The organism is Citrobacter amalonaticus, from assembly GCF_002918555.1.
GTDB lineage: Bacteria > Pseudomonadota > Gammaproteobacteria > Enterobacterales > Enterobacteriaceae > Citrobacter_C > Citrobacter_C amalonaticus_A.
Map to the genome: position 1 here is coordinate 372,749 of NZ_PQMB01000002.1, position 22,331 is coordinate 395,079.

Here is a 22,331-nt window from a genome sequence, read left to right on the forward strand (position 1 = left end):
GTTACTCTGCCCGCAGCTTAGTCGTCAATGTAAGAATAATGAGTAAGTTACGATGAAAAGAATGTTAATCAACGCAACTCAGCAGGAAGAGTTGCGTGTTGCCCTTGTAGATGGGCAGCGTCTGTACGACCTGGATATTGAAAGCCCAGGCCACGAACAGAAAAAAGCGAACATCTATAAAGGCAAAATCACCCGTATTGAACCGAGTCTGGAAGCGGCATTTGTTGATTACGGCGCTGAACGTCACGGTTTCCTCCCGTTAAAAGAAATTGCCCGCGAATATTTCCCCGCTAATTACAACGCTCATGGTCGTCCAAACATTAAAGATGTGTTACGCGAAGGCCAGGAAGTCATTGTTCAGATTGATAAAGAAGAACGCGGCAACAAAGGCGCTGCGCTGACCACCTTTATCAGCCTGGCGGGGAGCTATCTGGTTCTGATGCCGAACAACCCGCGTGCGGGCGGTATTTCTCGTCGTATTGAAGGCGACGATCGTACCGAACTAAAAGAAGCGCTGGCAAGTCTGGAACTGCCGGATGGCATGGGCCTGATCGTGCGTACCGCGGGCGTTGGTAAATCCGCAGAAGCGCTGCAATGGGACCTAAGCTTCCGCCTGAAACACTGGGAAGCTATCCAGAAAGCAGCGGAAAGCCGCCCTGCCCCGTTCCTGATCCATCAGGAAAGCAACGTTATCGTCCGCGCCTTCCGCGACTATCTGCGTCAGGATATCGGTGAAATTCTTATCGATAACCCGAAGGTTCTCGAACTGGCGCGTCAGCATATCGCCGCATTAGGTCGTCCGGATTTCAGCAGCAAAATCAAGCTTTACACCGGTGAAATCCCGCTGTTCAGCCACTATCAGATTGAGTCCCAGATCGAATCCGCTTTCCAGCGTGAAGTTCGTTTGCCGTCAGGCGGCTCCATCGTCATTGATACCACCGAAGCGTTAACCGCTATTGATATCAACTCCGCACGCGCAACCCGCGGCGGCGATATTGAAGAAACGGCATTCAACACCAACCTGGAAGCAGCCGATGAGATCGCTCGCCAGCTGCGTCTGCGTGACCTTGGTGGTCTGATTGTTATCGACTTCATCGACATGACTCCGGTACGCCACCAGCGTGCTGTGGAAAACCGTCTGCGTGAAGCGGTACGCCAGGACAGAGCGCGTATCCAGATTAGCCATATCTCTCGCTTTGGTCTGCTGGAGATGTCCCGTCAACGCCTGAGTCCGTCACTGGGTGAATCCAGCCATCACGTTTGCCCACGCTGTAGCGGCACCGGCACCGTACGTGATAACGAATCGCTCTCCCTGTCTATTCTGCGCCTGATCGAAGAAGAAGCGCTCAAAGAGAATACCCAGGAAGTTCACGCCATTGTCCCTGTCCCCATTGCCTCTTACCTGCTTAACGAAAAACGTACGGCAGTGAACGCCATTGAGACGCGTCAGGATGGTGTGCGCTGTGTGATCGTACCAAACGATCAGATGGAAACCCCGCATTATTCCGTGCTGCGCGTACGTAAAGGCGAAGAGACGCCGACCCTGAGCTACATGCTGCCGAAGCTGCATGAAGAAGCGATGGCGTTACCTTCTGAAGAAGAATACGCCGAACGTAAGCGCCCTGAGCAGCCGGCACTGGCAACCTTCGCAATGCCGGAAGTACCGTCTGCACCAGCACCGGCAGAGCCAGCCGTTAATGTTGCCGCACCGACGGCAGTCGTGACGCCAGCCGCCCCTGCGCAACCGGGTCTGTTAAGCCGCTTCTTCGGCGCGCTGAAGTCCGTTTTTGCGGGCAGTGAAGAGGCTAAACCAGCCGAACAGCCAGCCCCGAAAGCCGAAGAGAAACCGGAACGTCAGCAGGATCGTCGTAAACCACGCCAGAACACGCGTCGTGACCGTAACGATCGTAACGAGCGTCGTGATAACCGTGATAATCGAGGCGAACGTTCTGAAGGCGGCGAAAATCGCGACGAGAATCGTCGCAACCGTCGCCAGCCGCAGAACKCGGAAGCGCGCGACAATCGTCAGCAGTCCAGCGACGTGGCAGAGAAAGCCCGGTCCGGCGATGAGCAGCAGACGCAGCGTCGCGAGCGCAGCCGTCGTCGTAATGATGACAAGCGCCAGGCGCAGCAGGAAGCGAAAGTACTGAACGCTGAAGAACAACAGCCGCAAGAAGTGGAGCAGGAAGAGCGCGTACGTCAGCCTCAGCCTCGCCGTAAACAGCGCCAGTTGAATCAAAAAGTTCGTTTTGCCGAAGCTGCAGACGTTGAAACCGTGACCCCACCGGTCGTGGAAGAAACCGTCGCCATGCCATCCGTTGAACAGGCTGTGCCGGTACAGAAACAGAGCACTGAGCTGGCGAAAGTTCCGCTACCGGCTATCGCTGACGTCGCGCCTGAGTCGCAGGACGAGCACGCCGAAGCGCGCGATAACACCGGTATGCCGCGTCGCTCACGCCGCTCTCCGCGTCATCTGCGCGTCAGCGGTCAGCGTCGTCGTCGCTACCGTGATGAGCGTTATCCGACACACTCACCGATGCCATTAACCGTCGCATGTGCTTCTCCGGAAATGGCTTCAGGTAAAGTGTGGATCCGTTATCCGGTCACACGTCCTCAGGATGCACAGGTTGAAGAGCAGCGCGATCGCGAAATCGAGCAGGTTCAGACTCAGCCCGTCGTCGCCGAAGCGCAGGCCATCACCGCCGCCGTTGCATCCGTTGTTGACGTCGCTCAGCAGGTTGTCGTTCAGAATGAATCTTCTGTCGCTGAACCGCAGCCAGCCGTCGTTGAAACCACGCATCCGGAAGTGATTGCCGCACCGGTGGAGGAGCAGCCGCAGGTTATCGCTGAAGCTGATGCCCCGGTCGCTCAGGAAGTTATCGCAGAAGCGCAGCCTGTGGCTGAAACTCAGGAAACGGCCCCGGCTGTCGAAGAGACCGCTGAAGTTGTTACCGTTGAGCCGGAAGTCGTCGCTGAACCTGTCGCCGTCGTTGACGAGAAAGTTTCAGAGCAGGCTGAAGAGCTGCAAGAGACCGTTGTAGCAGCGCCCGTTGCCACCCCGGTCGACGTTGCGGCTCCGGTCACTGCTGAGCCAGTCGCGGCGCTCAGCCATGCGACTGCCCCGATGACCCGTGCGCCAGCACCGGAATATGTGCCTGAAGCCCCGCGCCACAGTGACTGGCAGCGTCCGGCCTTCGATTTCGAAGGTAAAGGCGCCGCAGGTGGTCACAGTGCGACGCATCACGCCTCTGCGGGCCCAACCCGCCCTCAGTCTGGCGAATAAGCTCAGCGCAACGATAAAAGCCGACCTTCTGGTCGGCTTTTTTTTTCACTTCCGGGCGTCGCATCAGTGACCGTTCAGACATGACCTCTTCAATCAGTTTGGGTAAATAGCTCAACCGGATACGCCTACAGGCGGACCACCGCAGGACAGAGCGCTGAACCCGTTAGCTGACAGAAATCTGAATCTGAGTGCAGGCTAATCAGGGGGGGCGAGCATCAGTGGACTCAGAGCTTGCCCCTCCAGGCGTCATTGGCGCAGACAGTTTGCACACGGACAGCGCGGAGCATACATGGAACACGTGGGGATGATTCGCGACGCCCCCCTTCTGGCCCCGCAAGCGGCGTTCAAAACGTGGTCAGGTTTCGTCTGAGCACGGCCCAGGAGAGGCAAAAAAATACCCGCTCCGGGGTGTTAAACGGAGCGGGCAGACAAAACATACCCAGTTTCATGATATGTTTTAAAAAGATGTTATCGATTTAACTGGAACAGCGACATTCCCTGCATATCGGTAAACGCTTTATACGAAGCCTGTAGTGCCGCCTGCTGCATAATGTACGAAGAGATCGCCGCGTTCCAGTCCACATCCACAAGATCGCTCATCTGCTGCGATTGCCCTAAAGCGCGATCGGCTCCCAGAGAGTCTAGCGAGCTTAACTCGCTAAGCTGGGTACCTAACTCAGCACGCACGGTCAGAACGTTGTTCAGTGAGTTCTTTAAACCCCGGTTGGTTTTATCAATGGCCGCTGCGGCGTCCGCTTTTGCCACGTCATCACCTTCTACTGGTGTGTTGAGTGCAGCAATCGCCGTATCCAGCATTCTGAACAGGTTTGTTTCCTGAGTACTGCCTGCAGGTTCCGGCACCGCATTACTGGTAATGCTATTGAAGATTTGGTCCCCGGTATGACCAATCACCATTGTTCGGGCAGAGTCAACCTGCTGGGTAACATTCTCAGATCCCCCCATATAGCTGCCATCAGTCTGATCAAACGGCGCAGATTCCGTTTTGTATCCACCGAAAATGTAGCGACCATTACCATCCGTACTGTTTGCCAGATTCATAATTTGATCGCGGATCCCCTGCAGGTCCGTCGCCAGCGAAGCGCGGTCGTCATCGCTTAACGTACCGTTTCCGGCATTGACGATTTTTTCCTGCGCGGTTTGGATGGAAAGCGTCACTTGCCTCAACGTATTTTCTTCTAGTGATACCTTTTGTGTGGCAAATGTACGGGCCAGCGCATACTGGCTGTTTTGCGCCTGTGCCTGAGAAAGCACGACGGCCTGCGAAGCGGCAATCGGATCGTCTGAAGGGTTAATGACACGTTTGCCCGTGGACATCTGCTCGCCGTACTTCATCCATTCAGCCTGAGAATTGGTGATGCCGCGCATGTTCTGCTCGTACATCATCTGGGTACTGATACGCATATATCTCCCTCTCCTTAGCGGATATTCAGAAGTGCATCAAAGAGCGAATTGGCGGTCTGCAGCACCTGCGCGTTTGCCAGGTAGTACTGCTGATAACGTTGCAGGTTGCCATACTCTTCATCAAGGTTGACGCCAGAAATCGATTGCTGCTGGTTTGAAAGCTGTGTCACCACATTTGCCTGAGTGGTGCTACTGGTTTTCAACGTAGCGGTTTTGTTACCGACGTCGCTCACCAGGGTAGCGTATGCATCGTTAAAGGATTTTGAACCGCCAACCGTATGACTGTTACTTTGCAAATCCAGCAGCGCCTGACCGTTACGGTTATCGCTTTTACCCGTATCAATATCCGGATTGGTATCCTGAATAGACTCACCGGCCATGGCGATTTTTGACTCATCTCTTACTTTAACCGACATGTTAATAATGGCATTGCTGACCGGTTTTAAGGTAAAGCTGTCATTGGCATTTGCCCCGGTACCGACATCCACTTCCAGCCCGTCAAAAGAGAGTTTACCTGCGGTTGCGGTGGCCTCGAAGGTGGTATTGTCAGACAGTCGGGTGACCTGCCATTTCGTCCCGTCATACACCATTTTATAGTCGGTCGCCTGCACGGCGGAGCTATCGGTTACCTTCGCGACTGGCGTCGCGGTACCGGTATTTTTGGTATTACTGAGCACTGACGGGCTACCGATACCAAAGAAATCGGTACCCGCATCACCATTGGCATCAAAACCTTGTTTGTGCTGATTATTAAACGCGTCAGCAAACGCCAGCGCCAGCTGCCCCAGAGTATTACGCGTCTGGTCCAGATCCTGTGAGCGGAAAGTCAGCAACCCCCCTAACGATCCGGTATTGAGCAGCTTCTCCGGAATTTCAATATTTCCAGCCAGATCGTCAACGTATGCCACTGTAATACGGCCTGGATCCGCACTGGAAGGTACCGCTGCCAGCTGCCTGGCATTGCTTCCCTGCACTAAGGTATAACCGTTCGCCATCGTGACGTTATAGGTTCCACCATCCTGAACGCTCACCTCCACGCCCACGATCTTATTCATCTCGCTAACCAGCTGGTCACGCTGATCGAGCAAATCGTTCGGCGAAGCACCGGCGCCCACGCCGGTCAGACGTGATATTTGGTCATTCAGATTGGCTATCTGTTTAGCATAGTTATTGATTTGATCGACGCTGGCGCCAATGGCGATATTGACCTGCTTATCCTGATCGCGCAGATATTGATCGGTCGTTTTAAACTGGTTTACCAGACCATCGGCTTTGCCAATCATGGCCTGACGCGCCGCCGGATCTTCCGCATTACTCACCAGCGTTTGCAAACTGGTGAAGAAATCCTGCAAAGATGTCGAGAGCGAGCTGGTTTTGTTGGCCAGCAGATTATCTATTTTTGACATTTGCTCATAGCGAGTGGTTAGCCCACTGCTCTGATTTTGCGCCGCACGTAACTGATTGGTAATGAATGCGTCATACTCACGCTGTACGCCAGAAACGTAAACACCGTTACCCACCCAACCTCCCGCGCCCAGCGTACTGTTTGATTGCGCCAGAATAGTGGTCTGTCGGGTGTATCCCGCGACGTTATAGTTGGTAATATTATTACTGACTGACGCCAGCGCAGCCTGTGCTGCACTGAGTCCGCTCATGGCATTGTTAATCAAGCTGGACATGGAGGTTCCTTTTAATCCTTCAGTTACAGGTCATTATCGGCAGCTGATTGTCGTACTTGAGCGATTTAGAAGAGATTATCGAGCCCGCTGCTGTATGTTTTGCTCACTTTGTCGCTCATTGATTTTAGCTGCTGAATCATATTGGTTAGTTTGCGCGCATAGTTGGGATCGGTCGCGTACCCGGCATTCTGTAATGCCTGCGCCCCCTGCTCGGCGGTGGATGCCGTGGTGACAGCGGCGTAGCGCGGATTGCGGGTCAACAGCCCGACATAATCCGATAACGCCTCCAGGTACGAGCTGTAAACGCGGAATTTCGCCTTCACCTTCTTCGCTTCACCCTTTTCATATTCGGTGGTGGTTATCTCTGTCACCGGTCCCTTCCAGTTCGCGGAAGCTTTCACACCAAACAGGTTGAAGCTGGGCTCACCGTTTTCCCGACGGATCTGTCGTTGCCCCCACCCGGACTCCAGCGCCGCCTGCGCCAGAATCAGATGGTGCGGCACGCCGCTCTGTTCACTGGCCAGACGCGCCGGAAGTGAAAGCTGGGCCAGAAAGTCTTTGCTATCGCCCGAAAGCGGCACGTCATTACTTTCTGGCGTTTTCGGTATCGCTTTGCGAACCAGCTGCGTCAACGCCTGATTTTGATAACTGGTCACCGTTTCCAGCGGAAACTTCATCGGTACCTGAGCCGTTTCTTCTCCGGGCTGCTCCTGCCCCTGCGTGAGTTGCTTAACCATCATTTCCGCCAGACCCAGTCCTTTTCCGGCAGTCATCTGCTGGGCAATTTGCTGGTCATACATGCTGGTATACAGACGCGTCTGATCGCTGCTAAACATCCCGTCTTTTGGCAACGCCTCCCGCATACTTTTCAGCATCATCTGGACGAACATCCCTTCAACCTGACGGGCAACGGGCCGTGCATTCGCCGCAGGATCCTGCCCGGCTTTAATTTTCAGCTCGTTCAGCGATTGCGCATCCCAGGCGGCGCTGACGAGCAGTTTGCTGTCTCCCGTCATCAGATGATTTCCAGTCTGGCGCGCAGGCAGCCCGCACTCTGCATGGATTGCAGAATAGACATCAGATCCATCGGCGTGGCTCCGAGAGCGTTGAGTGCGCGTACCACATTGTTCAGGTTGGCGCTGGAACGCACGCTTTGCAGCGAGCCGCCGCTCTGGCGAAGATCAATCTGCGTTTGTGGCGTCACCACGGTTTGCCCGCCGCCAAATGGCGTATCCGGCTGGCTGACATTCACCGAACGATTCACCGTCACAGAGAGATTTCCCTGAGCCACAGCACAACTATCCAGCGTAACCTCGCGGTTCATCACCACCGAGCCGGTCCGGGAGTTGATGATCACCTTCGCATCCTGCGGCGTGACGTTCACCTCCATATTCTGGATATCGGCCAGGAAACGCACCTGTGAGCTGTTACCGCTCGGCACCCGAACCTGAATTGTGCGAGCATCCAGCGCGCTGGCGCTGCCAAACCCGCGAGAACGGTTGATGGTGTCAGCAATCTGCTGCGCCATGGTAAAATCTTCATTATTCAATTGCAGATTAAGGGTATTTCCGGCACCAAACTGGCTTGGCAATTCACGTTCGATGGTTGCGCCGTTGGTGATTCGCCCACCGTTAAGCTGGTTAACCTGCACGCTGCTGCCGCCTGCGGACGCTCCCGCACCGCCGACCAGAATGTTTCCCTGCGCCAGGGCGTAAACCTGACTATCAACCCCTTTCAGGGGCGTCATCAGCAGTGTGCCGCCGCGCAGGCTTTTGGCGTTGCCCATTGAGGAAACCACCACATCGATCGTTTGTCCCTGGCGCCCAAACGCCGGGAACTGTGCGGTAACCATCACCGCTGCGACGTTTTTTAATTGCATATTAGTGCCTGTCGGCACCGTTATTCCCAACTGTGAGAGCATGTTGTTGAGTGTTTGCGTGGTAAACGGCGTCTGGGTGGTCTGGTCGCCGGTACCATCCAGCCCGACCACCAGCCCATAACCAATCAGCGAGTTTTCCCGTACGCCCTGCACGCTGGTGAGATCGCGAATGCGATCGGCGTGCGCCAGAGTGGTGACCAGAACCAGTACGAAAGCCAAAAGAGATTTAAACACCGGGAACCTCGCTTACATCGGCGACAAATTAAGGAAGAAACGCTGTAGCCAGCCCATGTTCTGTGCTTCGTTGATATAGCCGTTACCGACATATTCGATGCGTGCATCCGCCACCTGCGTTGACGGCACCGAGTTGCTGCCACTAATCGTGCGTGGGTTTACAACCCCGGAGAAGCGGATGAACTCAGTGCCCTGGTTAATGGCAATCTGTTTTTCACCCACCACATGTAAGTTGCCATTGACCAGTACCTGATCGACGGTCACGGTCAACGTGCCGCTAAAGGTGTTACTGGCGTTAGCGCCGCCTTTCCCATTGAAGGCGTTACCGCCAGATGCCTCTACGTCCGCACGCGCATTGCCGAATAACCCCTGCAGATAGCGCGGGACGGTATCAAAACCAAAGTTTGTTTTGCCATCGCGGCTGGCGTTAGCGGAGGAGCTTTTGCTGGCGCTGACGTTTTCCTGCAGAACAATCGTCAACGTATCGCCAATATTGCGCGGGCGTCTGTCTTCGAACAGCGGCTGATAGCCATAATTAACGGGCTGCGCGGACTGAAAAATGGATCCATTGACTACCGGCGTCGGCCCCGGCACGGGCTGCGCAGTGGTCGCGCCCTGCACCAGCGGAGTGGAAGGGATCCAGGCACATCCTGACAGTGATACCACCAGCAGGGCCATAATCGGGTAACGGTGCGCAGCGTTTTTATGCATTGCCTTCATCTTCTGAATCAGGGTGCCGGTGGGGTCGCCCCCACCGGACAACACCTTAGAGTTGGGTCAGTTTTTGCAACATCTGATCGGAGGTTGAAATTGCTTTACTGTTAATTTCGTAAGCGCGCTGAACCTGGATCATATTGACCAGTTCTTCCGCCACGTTAACGTTGGAGGTTTCAACATAGCCCTGATACAACAAGCCTGCGCCGTTTAACCCCGGCGTACTCTCGTTGGGTGCGCCAGAAGATTGCGTTTCGGCGTACAGATTTTCACCAATACTTTCCAGGCCAGTGTCGTTCATAAAGGTGGTCAGGTTGAGCTGTCCGACCTGTACCGGTGCCGCCTGTCCCTGCTGGGTCACGCTGACGATGCCGTCACGGCCAATCGTGATGCTCAGGGCGTTGGCCGGAATCGTGATTGCCGGTTGCACCTGAAAACCACCGGCCGTCACCAGTTGACCATTCTGATCAACCTGGAACGAGCCGTCGCGGGTATACGCGGAGGTTCCGTCCGGCAGCATCACCTGGAAGAACCCTTGCCCTTTGATGGCGACATCTTTGCTGTTGTTGGTCTGCGACAGGTTGCCCTGACTGTGCAGACGCTCTGTGGCAACCGGACGCACACCGGTGCCGATTTGCAGACCTGAAGGCAGTACGGTCTGTTCAGAAGACTGCGCGCCGGGCTGGCGAATCGTCTGGTAAAGCAGATCCTCAAACACCACGCGTTGGCGTTTGAAACCATTGGTGCTGACGTTGGCCAGGTTGTTAGCCACGACGTCCATGTTCGTTTGCTGCGCATCCAGGCCGGTTTTGGCGATCCATAATGAACTGATCATAAAGTGTCCTGTATTAACTCATCGACAGCAGTTGGTTAGCACGGCCCGCGTTGTCATCCACGCTGCTGATAACCTTCATCTGCATTTCAAAACGGCGGGCGTTCGCAATCATGTCGGTCATGGCGGATACCGCACTGACGTTGCTGCCTTCCAGTACCCCGGACATCACGCGAATCGACGGATCGGCCTGAAGGACAGGACCACGCGCCGCCTGCGCGGTCGCAGTAAGGCGGAACATACCGTCATCCCCGCGTTGCACCTCATTGCCCTGTGCTTTCACCAGCTTAAGCCGTCCCACCGGTGCGACCGTATTGGCCGGGTCCCCAGGATTCAACGCGGAGATAGTCCCATCCGCCGCAATGGTGATTTCTGACCCTTCCGGTACCGCAACAGGGCCGGTTTCACCTATCACCGGATGCCCCTGAATCGTCAGTTGACCGCCAGGGTCGACCTGGATATTCCCGTTACGGGTATACCCTTCCCTGCCATCAGCGGTCTGAACTGCCAGCCAGCCATCCTGTTGCAACGCCACGTCAAGCGGGCGTGAGGTATAGTCCATTTTCCCAGGGGTCATATCGGCCCCAGGGGTGGACGCCGTCACCAGCGTACGTGTCGGTAATGAGAGCCCTTCAACAGGTACCGCGCGCAGCGCATTCAGCTGTGCGCGAAATCCCGGAGTAGAGACGTTCGCCAGGTTGCTGGCCGTCACCGCCTGCTGATTCAGCGTCTGGCTGGCGGCGCCCATCGCGGTATAGATTGCGTGATCCATTAAGCTATCCCGTCAGGCGCTTAGCGCAGGTTAACCAGCGTGTTAAGGATCTGATCCTGGGTTTTGATGGTCTGCGCGTTCGACTGATAGTTACGCTGAGCGACAATCATGTTCACCAGTTCTTTACTCAGATCCACGTTTGAGGACTCCAGCGCGCCGTTTGTCAGCTTGCCGAAGTTGCCGTTACCCGCCGTCCCCAGCAGCTCAACGCCGGAAGCCTGAGTTGCTGCCCAGACGTTGTCGCCCTGGGAGGCCAGGCCTTCATTATTGGCAAAGTTCGCCAGGACAATCTGGCCGAGAACCTGTTGCTGTTCGTTGGAGTAGTTCCCCACTACCGTGCCGTCGTCGTTAATCTGATAACTCACCAGATCGCCCGGCTTATAGCCGTTTTGCGTGGTGGCAATAACGGCGTTAGTGCCGGTATTTTGCTGCATGGAGTTTTGCAAGCTCAGGGTGAACGTCGCCGGATCTGCGCCGTTAACCGTACCGGTGGTAATGCTGAATGACGGAGTTGCGTTAGGTGTGGCGTTGAGCGTCCACGTAGGTTCCGTGGCCGGAGGTACAGGCGCAACTTCGGTGTATCCGGTCACGCTTGTCAGCGCGCCATTCTCATCAAATTGCATTTGTGAGGATTTCACCAGCGGAGAGTTGGCCACGCTGGAATCCTGGGTCCAGACATCCCAGGTGTTATCACCGGTTTTAACGTAATAAACGTTGATGTCGTGCTGGTTACCCTGGCTGTCGAAAACGGTCAGCGGCGCGCGTTTGTTGTAGCTATCAGCGTCAGTGGGTTTGAACGGAGTATTCGCGGGCACCTTATCCGAAGAGTTCAGGTTGATCTGCATCGAGGCGGTATCGGTGCTTTTCGCGCCCATCAGCGTATTCGGGATGGTAATCGGCCCGGGGTTTGCCCCCTGCTGAACGGTCGGCGGCGTACCGGTTGCCGGATAGCCTGTCAGCTGCATACCCTGCATGTTGACGATATTACGGTTTTCATCGAGCTTGAACTGACCGTTACGGCTATAGAAAACGGAACCGTTGCTGTCTACCAGGCGGAAAAAACCGTTCTGGCTGATAGCCACATCCAGGCCTCGACCGGTGTTCGTGGTGGTGCCATCAGTGAAGTCCTGCGTGATACCAGCGACTTTTACGCCCAGCCCCACTTTTGAACCGGCGAACATGTCAGCAAAAGAGGCGGTGCCTGACTTAAAGCCATAAGTGGCGGAGTTGGCGATGTTGTTACCAATGACATCGAGGTTGGTGGCTGCAGCGTTCAGACCGCTAACCGCTTGAGAAAAGGCCATGACTTACTCCTGATTTAGATTATCTGCCGTACTTCGTCGAGGGTGGTGGTTCCGTAGGTGCCTAAATCGAGCGTGTTTCCGCCATTACTACGGATAACGCCCTGCACCAACGCAAATTGCAGCGGCTGCGCCACCAGTTGCGTACCGCCGTTGCTGGCGGTGATCGCCACGTTATAAGAACCGTTCGGTGCGGTCGTGCCATCCGTCAGCGAGCCATCCCACGTAAAGGTATGAACGCCTGCTTTCAGTTCGCCTATCTCGATGGTGCGTACCACTTTGCCGTCTTTATCGGTAATGGTGGCGGTGACTTTATCCGCAGGCTGCTGCAACTCCACGCCAAACGGCGTCGTGGTGGTGGTTGCGCCCTCTTCAGAACCTTTACCCGCAAGAATGGTGGTGCCTGGAATCATGACGCCGTGACCAATCAGGGCCGCAGCTTGCAACGACTGGCTGCTATCAATTTGCCCGGAAATCGAACCCAGCGTGGTGTTCAGTTTCTCAATGCCGCTGACGGTACTGATCTGCGCCAGCTGCGTCGTCAGTTCGTTGTTCTGCATTGGATTAGTGGGATCCTGGTTTTGCAATTGCGCCACCAGGAGCGTCAGAAAACTGCTCTGGAGATCCGCGGCGTTGCTGCCGGTTAGCGAGCTGTTGCCGGTAGCGTTCCTGACGCCGGAACTGGTGGGGTCGTTAACATTTACGGCAATGGACATACGTGTCTCCTTTACTGGCCGAGTGTCAGCGTTTTAAGCATCATGCTTTTCACGGTATTGAGAACTTCAACGTTTGCCTGATAGCTGCGGGAAGCCGCCATGGTGTTCACCATTTCGCCAACCACATCCACATTCGGCATCTTCACGTAACCGTTGGCATCCGCCAGCGGATTGCCGGGTTCATAAACCAGCTTGTCCGGCACCTGGCTTTCGATCACACCGGCTACCTTAACGCCGCCGGTGGCGGCTCCCTGCGCAGCATCAACCTGAAATACCACCTGCTTCGCGCGAAACGGCTGACCGTCCGGTCCGGTCACGCTGTCGGCGTTAGCCAGGTTACTGGCGGCTACGTTCAGGCGTTGAGACTGTGCGGTCAGCGCCGAGCCTGCAATATCAAAAATGTTTAACAGCGCCACGGATTAGTTCCCCCCCTGCAGCACGTTCATCATGCCCTTGATTTGCCCGCTCAGTGCGGTCAGGCTCATCTGGTATTTCAGGCTGTTATCCGCAAACTGCGTCCGTTCTCTGTCCATATCAACGGTGTTGCCGTCCAGCGACGGCTGGTCCGGGATGCGGTAAAGCAAATCCGCAGAAGGAGAGGAGACGGTCTGAGCGGGAATATGTTGTGCAGAGGTCAATGTCAATGAAACGCGACTGGTTTCTTCCCGCCCCCGCACCATGACCTTTTTTAACTCACTGGCAAAATCCATATCACGTGCCTGATATCCAGGCGTATCCGCATTGGCGATATTGGCCGCCAGCACTTCCTGGCGTTGGGCACGCAGATTCAGCGCTTCTTGTTGAAAACGTAAGGCGGCATCGAGCTTATCGAGCATATCTCCTCCGCAAGTGACAAAATTCAGTCGACAGCTTAAATCCCAGTACGCGTGCGTTATCGGCGGAATAAACGCAAAATGACTCGCTATTTATTGCGTTGATGGAGAAGCCGCGCGAGTAGAATCCTGTCATTGCTAAAACTGGCGTGAGGTGATGATGCAATCGTTAAAACGTGGAATAGCCATGGCTGCATTGCTGTTCAGCCCTCTGACGATAGCGCAGAACCTGAACGAACAATTGACAGCGCTGTTTGCCGAGCGTCTGGCCGGGTACAGCGATGACGTGACCGTTACTCTTCGTACCGCGCCAAACCTTCTGCCTGGCTGTGAGCAGCCCGCGCTGAGCGTAGCGAACGGCGGCAAGCTGTGGGGGAATGTGAACGTGCTGGCGCGCTGCGCTAACGAAAAGCGTTATTTGCAGGTGAACGTCCAGGCGACCGGAAATTATGTGGTGGCTTCCGTCCCGGTTCCCCAGGGCGGTACGCTAAATGCTGCCAGCGTAACGCTAAAACGGGGCCGACTGGATCAGCTCCCGCCGCGCACCGTCCTGGATATCAATCAGATTCAGGATGCGGTTAGCCTGCGCGATCTTGCGCCGGGTCAGCCGATACAACTCACTCTGCTGCGCCAGGCCTGGCGAATTAAAGCGGGCCAACGGGTGATGGTGGTGGCAAGCGGTGAGGGTTTTAGCGTCAATGCCGAAGGCAAGGCATTAAACAATGCCGCTGTAGCGCAAAACGCGCGCGTGCGGATGTTATCGGGTCAGGTAGTGAGTGGAACCGTCGATGCTGATGGGAATATTCTTATTAACCTATAATAAGTTAAAGATTTTGTAGCCTCTGCCGATAGATACTGAACAAATAATGATAGCTGGCCGCTACAGCATAACCCCTCGATGAGGATGATAAAATGAGTATTGACCGTACCTCGCCTTTGAAGCCCGTTAGCACTGTCCAGACTCGCGAAACCAGCGATCAGCAGGTGCAAAAAACGCGTCAGGAAAAAACCTCCACGGCGACCAGCACCAGCGTGAAGTTAAGCGATGCGCAAGCGAAACTGATGCAGCCGGGCTCCGGTGACATCAACATGGAACGCGTTGAAGCGCTGAAAACCGCAATTCGTAACGGTGAGCTGAAAATGGACACGGGTAAAATTGCTGACTCGCTGCTCCTTGATGCCCAGAGCTATCTGCTGAGTAAATAACCGTATGACTCGTCTGTCAGAAATACTGGATCGTATGACGGCTATCCTGAACGACCTGAAAAGGGTGATGGATGCCGAGCAACAGCTGCTTTCCGCGGGTCACATTAACGGCAGCCAGCTTCAGCGCATTACAGAAGAGAAAAGCTCTCTGCTGGCGACCCTCGATTATCTGGAACAGCAGCGCCGCCAGGAACAGGATTCGAAGCGTAGTGCGAATGACGATATTGCCGGACGCTGGCAGACAATCACGGAAAAAACGCAGCATTTACGGGAGCTGAACCAGCACAACGGTTGGCTGCTGGAAGGCCAAATTGAGCGTAATACTCAGACGCTGGAGGTGTTAAAACCTCACCAGGAACCCACGCTATACGGCGCTAACGGCCAGACATCAGCGCCCCATCGTGGCGGTAAAAAAATCTCCATCTGATGACTGCCAGATGGCGCTTCGCTTATTTATCAGGCCCGAATGATTTACAGGCCAGATAAAGCGGAACGACGCCATCCGGCAATACATTTCCGTTACGCCGTCCGGCGTGCAAACTCTTTTACCTTAAAGCCCAGCGCCGCCAGCGCAGCAAAATAAGCTGCGATACCGGCAAACACCACCCCCATCAGGCGCAGAATTCGCCACGGCATCGTGCCTTGCGACCATTCCGGCATGATATGCAGCATACCGATCAACACTGCCGACATGACCAGCACGGAGATCACCAGACGGAACAAAAAGCGCATCCATCCCGGCTGGGGAGTGAAGATTTTTTGTTTACGCAATTGCCAGTACAGCAGAGCCGCGTTCAGACAGGCCGCCAGACCAATTGACAGCGACAGCCCGGCATGTTTCAGCGGTCCGATAAACGCCAGGTTCATCAACTGGGTCATAATCAGCGTCACAATGGCGATTCTCACCGGTGTTTTAATGTCCTGACGCGAATAAAATCCCGGCGCCAGCACTTTCACCACAATCAGCCCCATCAAGCCTACGGAGTAAGCAATCAAGGCGCGCTGGGTCATCAGCGCATCAAAAGCGGTAAATTTGCCGTACTGGAAAAGAGAAACGGTCAATGGCCCGGAGAGAATTCCCAGCGCCACGGCGCTCGGCAGCGCCAGAAGGAAACACAGGCGCAGGCCCCAGTCCATCAGGCGGCAGTATTCATCATGGTTACCGCTGGCAAAACTCTTCGACAGCGACGGCAGCAAAATAGTCCCCAGCGCCACGCCCAGCACACCGGACGGAAACTCCATCAGACGGTCGGCGTAGTACATCCATGACACCGAACCCGACGCCAGAAACGAGGCGAAAATGGTGTTGATGATAAGCGAGATCTGGCTGACGGAAACGCCAAGGATTGCGGGCCCCATCTGTTTAACCACGCGCATTGCGCCGGCGTCACGGAAGTTAACGCGTGGCAGCACCAGCATACCGATCTTTTTCAGATGCGGCAGCTGATAAACCAGTTGCAGCACGCCGCCTGCGGTGACCGCCCACGCAAGCGCCAGCACCGGCGGGTTGAAATACGGCGCGGCGAAAAGCGCGAAGCCAATCATGCTGATGTTCAAAAACGTGGGGGCAAAAGCGGGGATAGAGAAGCGGTTCCACGTATTGAGAATCGCCCCCACCAGCGAGGCCAGAGAGATGAGCAGAATATAAGGAAAGGTAATCTGCAGCAGCTTCGTGGTGAGTGCAAACTTGTCTGCGGTATCCGCGAAGCCAGGCGCAGTGACCATAATGACCCAGGGTGCCGCCAGCATCCCGACAACGGTGACCACCGCCAGCGCGAGCGTCAGCAACCCGGAGACATAAGAGACAAACACCCGCGTTGCGTCTTCGCCCTGTTTGCTTTTATATTCGGCGAGAATAGGGACAAAGGCCTGGGAGAACGCCCCTTCAGCAAATATGCGACGTAACAGATTGGGCAGTTTAAACGCGACAAAAAAAGCATCGGTCGCCATTCCTGCGCCAAAAATCCTGGCGACGATCGCATCACGCGCAAAGCCAAGCACACGTGAAAACATGGTCATCGAGCTGACGGCGGCCAGCGACTTTAATAAATTCATTTCTGTTGTATTCCAGACCCTGGAGCAAAGCCCCTGCGTGGACAAACCGTGGGCCGGATAAGGCGTTGTCTCCGTCATCCGGCAATGTCGCTATGCCTGATGGCGACGCTACCGCGTCTTATCAGGTCTACAGGAGGCGTTATTTTGAGTTGGCATATAGTACCTGGATTATGATGAAATACTACCGCCAGATGTTACAGGGGGTTATTCGCACATTGCGTCTCGCCACAGCTTTTCAACCACGCGCTGAGCCAGAATCGCCTGCTCACCTGCTGTTTCCGGAACCGTCTGATTTTGCACACATTCGATAAAATGGCGCACGCACCCGGTAAATCCACGCTGCTCCAGAGTGGTTTGCCAACCCGCAATAGGCCGGTTTACCACGCCCTGCCCGCGCTCTTCTCGCCACTCGCGCATATCCATCACATCATATAAGCCGCCGTCGGTCACGGCCTGCACGCTTTCGCGCTGACTCCCGGCACGACGATGCATACTGGTGGTGATGTGCAGTTGCTCCACCGAAAAGTGATGTTCCGCATAGAGCATCTCGCCAGAGTCGTTAGTCAGCAGCGTCCCATCCTTGAGCTGCGCTTTGCCACCGGCCAGCCATAAGGCGGTATCCACGACATGCAGATAATCATCCAACAGCGTGAAACGCAGATCGTGCGGCCCAACGCTGTCGATTCGATGTTTGTCCATTCGCAACGAGACGGCATCAGTGAGCAATGCTTTTAAATCACGATAGAGCGGCGCAAACCGGCGGTTAAACCCCACCATTAGCGTCAGGTTTTTCCGCATCGCCTGTTCCACCAGCTTTTCCGCATCGTGCAGGTTTTCCGCCAGGGGTTTATCCACGCAGACGTGAACCCCCGCGTTAAGTAGCTCACTCACCACATTATAATGTGTGGCGGTGCTGGTATGTACGAACACGGCGTCACAGTCGGCCGCCAGACTCTTCAGCGAACTGGCATACGGGATGCGCCACGTTTCGCAAATGCGCAGTGCTTTATCACGCGTCGGAGACCAGGCACCCTGCAGCGTCCAGTCCGTCGCAGCACCTAACACCGGGAGCCACGCTTTTTGCGCAATACCGCCCAGTCCCACCACGCCAATACGGAGTTTTTTCACCTTAGTCTCCCGGATGAGCCAGAAGTGAATCGAGTCGCTGTTTCAGCTCTGCGACTTCACTTTCCAGCGCTTCAACACGGGCCTGCAGATCGCCCGAATTTGCCTGCGTCCCGGAAGCGGGAAGCGACTGCTCGTCCACCTCGCCACAGAAAAGATGCATATAGCGACTTTCACGTTTACCCGGCTCGCGCGCCAGACGCACGACATAGGGACCATCTTCGCGACCAGCCAGCTGCTCCAGCGTATTTTCCACTTCCGCCATATCGCTGAACTCATACATCCGTGACGCGCGGCTGCGCAATTCTCCAGGCGTCTGCGCACCACGCAATAACAGCGTGGTTACCAGCGCCACTTCAGCCGGACTCAGCTTCAGATTACCAAACTCAGAGTTACAAAAACGCTGCTCATATTTGGTCACCCGATTGCCAAAGCCGCTAACCGTGCGCAGGAAATGACGCTTCACCAGGTTGTCGAGCTGCTCCTGCACCTCTTGTTCCGCCAGATTCATCACCGGTTCGCGGTTTGTCTTCTGGTTACAGGCGGTCACCACGCCGTTAACGGAGAGCGGATATTGTTCCGGCGTCGTAACCTGTTTTTCCAGCAGGCAGCCAATCACACGCGCTTCCGTGGCGGTAAGTTCATATTTCATCCTGGTCTCCTTTATAATCGGGTTCAGTTGGTGCAATCGTTGAAACGCGACCGCATGCAGCCACCAGGCGTACACGCGGTACGCGAGCAGCAAGCGGTGTACAAATGGCAAATACGAAAGCCAGATGTTTAACGACCGGGCGTCCATTCTGTTGTCGTTAATGCCGTCAGCACGTGATCGCGCCACTGACCATCAATCAACAGGTAATCTTTCGCGTAGCCCTCTTTCTCAAAGCCAAGCCGCGCCAGCAAATCGCCGCTGCGCTTATTGTGCGGCATGTAGTTTGCCATAATTCGATGAATATGTTGTGTACGCTGCATATAGCGAATAGCCGCAGTCAGGGCTTCGAACATCAGTCCTTGCCCCTGCCACTTTTGCGCAATGGAGTATCCGAGATAACAGGCGTGAAAAGAGCCGCGCACGACGTTAGAAAAATTCGCCACGCCGATGACTTCTTTTTCTTCCAGATCGAGCAGGGCGAAATAGTATGCGGAGCCCTGCTTATGAAACTCGCTAATCATACTGAGCCTTGCCTGCCAGCCTGAAGGATAGCAGTGGCTTTCGTCACGAACAGGCTCCCAGGGTTTTAAGAAATGACGATTTTCCGCGTAATAATCTGCCAGACGCCAGGCATCACGCTCATGCACCAGACGAACGACCAGACGGTCGGTAGTTAAGCGCACTTTTGGCACGTTGCTGCGATAGCCAAACATTCTATACCTACTCCTTCCTGTAACGTCTCAGTTCACCCTGATAGCCTAACTATACCTGTGCAACCAGGCCCTGTGAAAAGTGCAAAACGCCATTTTTTGGATTATTCACACATTTTGATGAAATCTCTCTATCAAGACGGGCTTTTGATTAAAAAATATTGTCTTGCTGAGGGTGGGAAAAGAGACAGCGAAACCGCAGAATAGAAGGTGCTTATCTTTTAAACTCTCCGTAATTCGCGTTGCAGCCAATATAGCCGCAGCCAGAAGTATGACGAGTGTATTTCCCGGGAGGGGAAATGTCGCGTGTCTCGCAGGCGAGGAACCTGGGTAAATATTTCCTGCTTATTGATAACATGCTGGTCGTGCTGGGTTTCTTCGTCGTATTCCCGCTGATCTCGATTCGTTTCGTCGACCAAATGGGCTGGGCTGCCGTGATGGTTGGTATTGCCCTGGGTCTGCGCCAGTTTATTCAGCAAGGTCTGGGGATATTCGGCGGCGCCATTGCCGACCGCTTTGGTGCCAAGCCGATGATTGTCACTGGTATGCTGATGCGCGCCGCCGGGTTTGCGACGATGGGGATCGCCCACGAGCCCTGGCTACTGTGGTTTTCCTGTTTTCTTTCCGGCCTAGGCGGCACACTGTTCGATCCCCCGCGCTCTGCGCTGGTGGTAAAACTGATTCGTCCGGAACAGCGTGGACGTTTCTTTTCTCTGCTAATGATGCAGGACAGTGCCGGGGCGGTTATCGGCGCCCTGCTCGGCAGTTGGTTGTTGCAATACGACTTCCGTCTGGTTTGTGCCACAGGGGCAATTCTGTTCGTCCTCTGTGCGGCGTTCAACGCCTGGCTGCTGCCCGCATGGAAGTTATCCACTGTGCGTATTCCGGTGCGTGAAGGGATGAGTCGCGTACTGTGTGACAAACGTTTCGTCACCTATGTGCTGACGCTGGCAGGCTATTACATGCTGGCAGTTCAGGTCATGCTGATGTTACCCATTATGGTGAACGACATCGCCGGTTCACCCGCAGCGGTAAAATGGATGTACGCTATTGAAGCATGCCTCTCGCTGACGCTGCTCTACCCGATTGCGCGCTGGAGCGAAAAACGTTTCCGTCTCGAACATCGCCTGATGGCGGGGTTATTAGTGATGTCGTTAAGTATGCTGCCCATCGGAATGGTGAGTGATTTACAGCAACTGTTCACGCTTATTTGTACTTTCTATATTGGTTCGATCATCGCCGAACCGGCGCGCGAAACGCTCAGCGCATCGCTGGCGGATGCCCGGGCTCGGGGCAGTTATATGGGCTTTAGCCGTCTGGGGCTCGCCATTGGCGGCGCGATTGGTTATATCGGCGGCGGCTGGCTGTTCGATATGGGGAAACAACTGCAACAGCCTGAACTACCGTGGATGATGCTGGGAATTATTGGGGGGATCACCTTCATTGCGCTCGGCTGGCAGTTCAGTCACAAACGAACGCCGCGCCGGATGCTGGAACCCGGCGCCTGATTTGATACCTGTACGCGTCTCCTCCATACTGAAAGGGAACTGACAGTCAAATGGAGGAGAAACGTGAAGCTTTATATTTACGATCACTGCCCTTTCTGCATCAAAGCCCGCATGATTTTTGGTCTGAAGAACATCCCCGTGGAATTGAACGTCCTGCAGAATGACGACGATGAAACGCCGACCCGCATGATCGGCCAGAAAATGGTGCCCATCCTACAGAAAGATGACAGCCGCTATATGGCGGAAAGTATGGATATCGTTCATTACGTTGATAACATTGACGGGAAACCGCTGCTGACCGGGAAGAAAAACCCCGCTATCGAGGAGTGGCTGCGCAAAGTAAACGCCTACGCCAACCATCTGCTCCTGCCGCGTTTTGCCAAATCCGCGTTTGACGAGTTCTCAACGCCTGCGGCACGCAAATACTTTACGGAGAAAAAAGAGGCTTCTGTCGGCAGCTTCGCAGATCACCTCGCCCACTCCACCGGATTAACGAAGAAAATCAGCGACGACCTTCGCACGCTGGATAAACTCATCGTGAAGCCGAACGCCGTCAATGGCGAACTTTCTGAGGATGATATCCAGCTCTTCCCGCTGTTACGTAACCTCACGCTGGTCGCTGGCATTACCTGGCCAACTCGCGTGGCGGATTATCGCGACAATATGGCAAAACAGACGCAAATCAATCTGTTATCATCAATGGCGATTTAATTACCGCGAGCGGCGGCGCGGCAACACAACGCCGCCGCTGTTTTCAGTTTTATCTGCTGGTGCCTTTTGCGCTAGTGCTACATGCTGCTTTGTGTCAGGATTATGACGCTGGCTTCATGTTGAGGAACCCCATGAAAAAGATTTTTATTGCCGCTGCCCTGATTGTCGGCGGCCTGCTGGTGGGTTGCAACCAACTCACCCAGTACACAGTAAGCGAACAAGAAATTAATCAGGCGCTGGAAAAGCACAATAATTTTTCCAAAGACATTGGTTTGCCGGGCGTTGCCGACGCGCATATCGTGCTGAGTAATCTTGCCAGCCAGATTGGTCGCGAAGAGCCAAATAAAGTGACCTTAACCGGCGATGCTAATCTGGATATGAATTCCCTGTTTGGTAGCCAAAAAGCAACGATGAAGCTGAAGCTAAAGGCGTTGCCGGTATTCGATAAAGAAAAAGGGGCGATTTTCCTCCAGGAAATGGAAGTTGTTGATGCGACGGTTACACCAGAAAAAATGCAGTCAGTGCTGCAAACCCTGACCCCTTACCTGAATCAGGCGCTGCGTAACTATTTTAACCAGCAACCGGCCTATATTCTGCGTGAAGACAGCACTAAGGGCGAAGCGCTGGCGAAAAAACTGGCTAAAGGTATTGAGGTGAAACCTGGCGAAATTATCATCCCGTTCACCGATTAATGAAACA

At 54.7% G+C, this 22,331-nt stretch carries 22 protein-coding genes; 7 read left to right on the forward strand and 15 right to left on the reverse strand.

The window, feature by feature from the left end:
- Positions 1-52: 52 nt before the first annotated feature.
- Positions 53-3,283: a ribonuclease E gene (gene rne, locus C3432_RS07190; RefSeq protein ID WP_103775965.1), complete on the forward strand. Its 3,231-nt coding sequence runs from the start codon at positions 53-55 to the stop codon at positions 3,281-3,283.
- Between the two features lie 468 nt (positions 3,284-3,751).
- Here rne and flgL read toward each other — a convergent pair whose 3' ends face one another.
- The 11 genes from flgL to flgB all read right to left on the reverse strand — a co-directional run bounded on the left by flgL (position 3,752) and on the right by flgB (position 13,668).
- Positions 3,752-4,705, reverse strand: a complete 954-nt coding sequence (gene flgL / locus C3432_RS07200; protein WP_103775966.1) for a flagellar hook-associated protein FlgL — start codon at positions 4,703-4,705, stop codon at positions 3,752-3,754.
- A gap of 14 nt (positions 4,706-4,719) precedes the next feature.
- Entirely contained in the window at positions 4,720-6,384 is a 1,665-nt protein-coding gene (flgK, locus tag C3432_RS07205; protein ID WP_103775967.1) for a flagellar hook-associated protein FlgK, read from the reverse strand.
- Positions 6,385-6,449: 65 nt separating this feature from the next.
- The gene (gene flgJ, locus C3432_RS07210) at positions 6,450-7,400 is read right to left on the reverse strand and encodes a flagellar assembly peptidoglycan hydrolase FlgJ (RefSeq protein ID WP_103775968.1); all 951 of its coding nucleotides are present in this window, start codon (positions 7,398-7,400) and stop codon (positions 6,450-6,452) included.
- The gene (locus tag C3432_RS07215) at positions 7,400-8,497 is read right to left on the reverse strand and encodes a flagellar basal body P-ring protein FlgI (protein ID WP_103775969.1); all 1,098 of its coding nucleotides are present in this window, start codon (positions 8,495-8,497) and stop codon (positions 7,400-7,402) included. Before C3432_RS07215 ends, flgJ begins: the two co-directional genes overlap by 1 nt.
- Positions 8,498-8,509: 12 nt before the next feature.
- On the reverse strand, positions 8,510-9,208 hold the full coding sequence (gene flgH, locus C3432_RS07220) for a flagellar basal body L-ring protein FlgH (protein WP_103775970.1): 699 nt from the start codon (positions 9,206-9,208) through the stop codon (positions 8,510-8,512).
- A gap of 55 nt (positions 9,209-9,263) precedes the next feature.
- Positions 9,264-10,046 carry a flagellar basal-body rod protein FlgG gene (flgG, locus tag C3432_RS07225; protein WP_103775971.1) on the reverse strand — a complete coding sequence of 261 codons (783 nt, stop codon included), beginning with the start codon at positions 10,044-10,046 and terminating at the stop codon, positions 9,264-9,266.
- Between the two features lie 13 nt (positions 10,047-10,059).
- A complete protein-coding gene (locus C3432_RS07230; RefSeq protein ID WP_103775972.1) occupies positions 10,060-10,815 on the reverse strand; it encodes a flagellar basal body rod protein FlgF in 756 nt (251 codons plus the stop codon).
- A gap of 20 nt (positions 10,816-10,835) precedes the next feature.
- The gene (gene flgE / locus C3432_RS07235; RefSeq protein ID WP_103775973.1) at positions 10,836-12,119 is read right to left on the reverse strand and encodes a flagellar hook protein FlgE; all 1,284 of its coding nucleotides are present in this window, start codon (positions 12,117-12,119) and stop codon (positions 10,836-10,838) included.
- A 14-nt stretch (positions 12,120-12,133) separates the two neighbouring features.
- Positions 12,134-12,832, reverse strand: a complete 699-nt coding sequence (gene flgD / locus C3432_RS07240) for a flagellar hook assembly protein FlgD (protein WP_103775974.1) — start codon at positions 12,830-12,832, stop codon at positions 12,134-12,136.
- Between the two features lie 11 nt (positions 12,833-12,843).
- A complete protein-coding gene (gene flgC, locus C3432_RS07245; protein ID WP_103775975.1) occupies positions 12,844-13,248 on the reverse strand; it encodes a flagellar basal body rod protein FlgC in 405 nt (134 codons plus the stop codon).
- A 3-nt stretch (positions 13,249-13,251) separates the two neighbouring features.
- Positions 13,252-13,668 (reverse strand): flagellar basal body rod protein FlgB, encoded by a 417-nt coding sequence (gene flgB / locus C3432_RS07250; protein ID WP_103775976.1) that lies wholly within the window; start codon positions 13,666-13,668, stop codon positions 13,252-13,254.
- 157 nt (positions 13,669-13,825) lie between these two features.
- On the opposite strand from flgB, the gene flgA reads away from it, so the two are divergent.
- From flgA to flgN, 3 genes are all read left to right on the forward strand, one after another.
- A complete protein-coding gene (flgA, locus tag C3432_RS07260) occupies positions 13,826-14,485 on the forward strand; it encodes a flagellar basal body P-ring formation chaperone FlgA (protein WP_103776934.1) in 660 nt (219 codons plus the stop codon).
- A 92-nt stretch (positions 14,486-14,577) separates the two neighbouring features.
- On the forward strand, positions 14,578-14,871 hold the full coding sequence (flgM, locus tag C3432_RS07265) for a flagellar biosynthesis anti-sigma factor FlgM (RefSeq protein ID WP_103776935.1): 294 nt from the start codon (positions 14,578-14,580) through the stop codon (positions 14,869-14,871).
- Positions 14,872-14,875: 4 nt separating this feature from the next.
- Positions 14,876-15,298, forward strand: a complete 423-nt coding sequence (gene flgN, locus C3432_RS07270; RefSeq protein ID WP_103775977.1) for a flagella biosynthesis chaperone FlgN — start codon at positions 14,876-14,878, stop codon at positions 15,296-15,298.
- Positions 15,299-15,390: 92 nt separating this feature from the next.
- On the opposite strand, the gene murJ is transcribed toward flgN, so the two are convergent.
- The 4 genes from murJ to rimJ all read right to left on the reverse strand — a co-directional run bounded on the left by murJ (position 15,391) and on the right by rimJ (position 19,416).
- Entirely contained in the window at positions 15,391-16,926 is a 1,536-nt protein-coding gene (murJ, locus tag C3432_RS07275; protein ID WP_103775978.1) for a murein biosynthesis integral membrane protein MurJ, read from the reverse strand.
- Positions 16,927-17,130: 204 nt separating this feature from the next.
- On the reverse strand, positions 17,131-18,054 hold the full coding sequence (locus C3432_RS07285) for a Gfo/Idh/MocA family protein (RefSeq protein WP_103775980.1): 924 nt from the start codon (positions 18,052-18,054) through the stop codon (positions 17,131-17,133).
- A 1-nt stretch (position 18,055) separates the two neighbouring features.
- Positions 18,056-18,703, reverse strand: a complete 648-nt coding sequence (locus C3432_RS07290; protein WP_103775981.1) for a YceH family protein — start codon at positions 18,701-18,703, stop codon at positions 18,056-18,058.
- Positions 18,704-18,831: 128 nt separating this feature from the next.
- Entirely contained in the window at positions 18,832-19,416 is a 585-nt protein-coding gene (gene rimJ, locus C3432_RS07295; protein WP_103775982.1) for a ribosomal protein S5-alanine N-acetyltransferase, read from the reverse strand.
- 296 nt (positions 19,417-19,712) lie between these two features.
- Here rimJ and mdtH point away from each other — a divergent pair, with 296 nt between their 5' ends.
- From mdtH to C3432_RS07310, 3 genes are all read left to right on the forward strand, one after another.
- Positions 19,713-20,921 carry a multidrug efflux MFS transporter MdtH gene (gene mdtH, locus C3432_RS07300; RefSeq protein ID WP_103775983.1) on the forward strand — a complete coding sequence of 403 codons (1,209 nt, stop codon included), beginning with the start codon at positions 19,713-19,715 and terminating at the stop codon, positions 20,919-20,921.
- A 63-nt stretch (positions 20,922-20,984) separates the two neighbouring features.
- Complete coding sequence (gene grxB, locus C3432_RS07305; RefSeq protein WP_103775984.1) at positions 20,985-21,632, forward strand: glutaredoxin 2; 648 nt, start codon at positions 20,985-20,987, stop codon at positions 21,630-21,632.
- 131 nt (positions 21,633-21,763) lie between these two features.
- Positions 21,764-22,324, forward strand: coding sequence for a lipoprotein (locus C3432_RS07310; RefSeq protein ID WP_103775985.1), 561 nt, complete (start codon positions 21,764-21,766; stop codon positions 22,322-22,324).
- Positions 22,325-22,331: the final 7 nt, after the last annotated feature.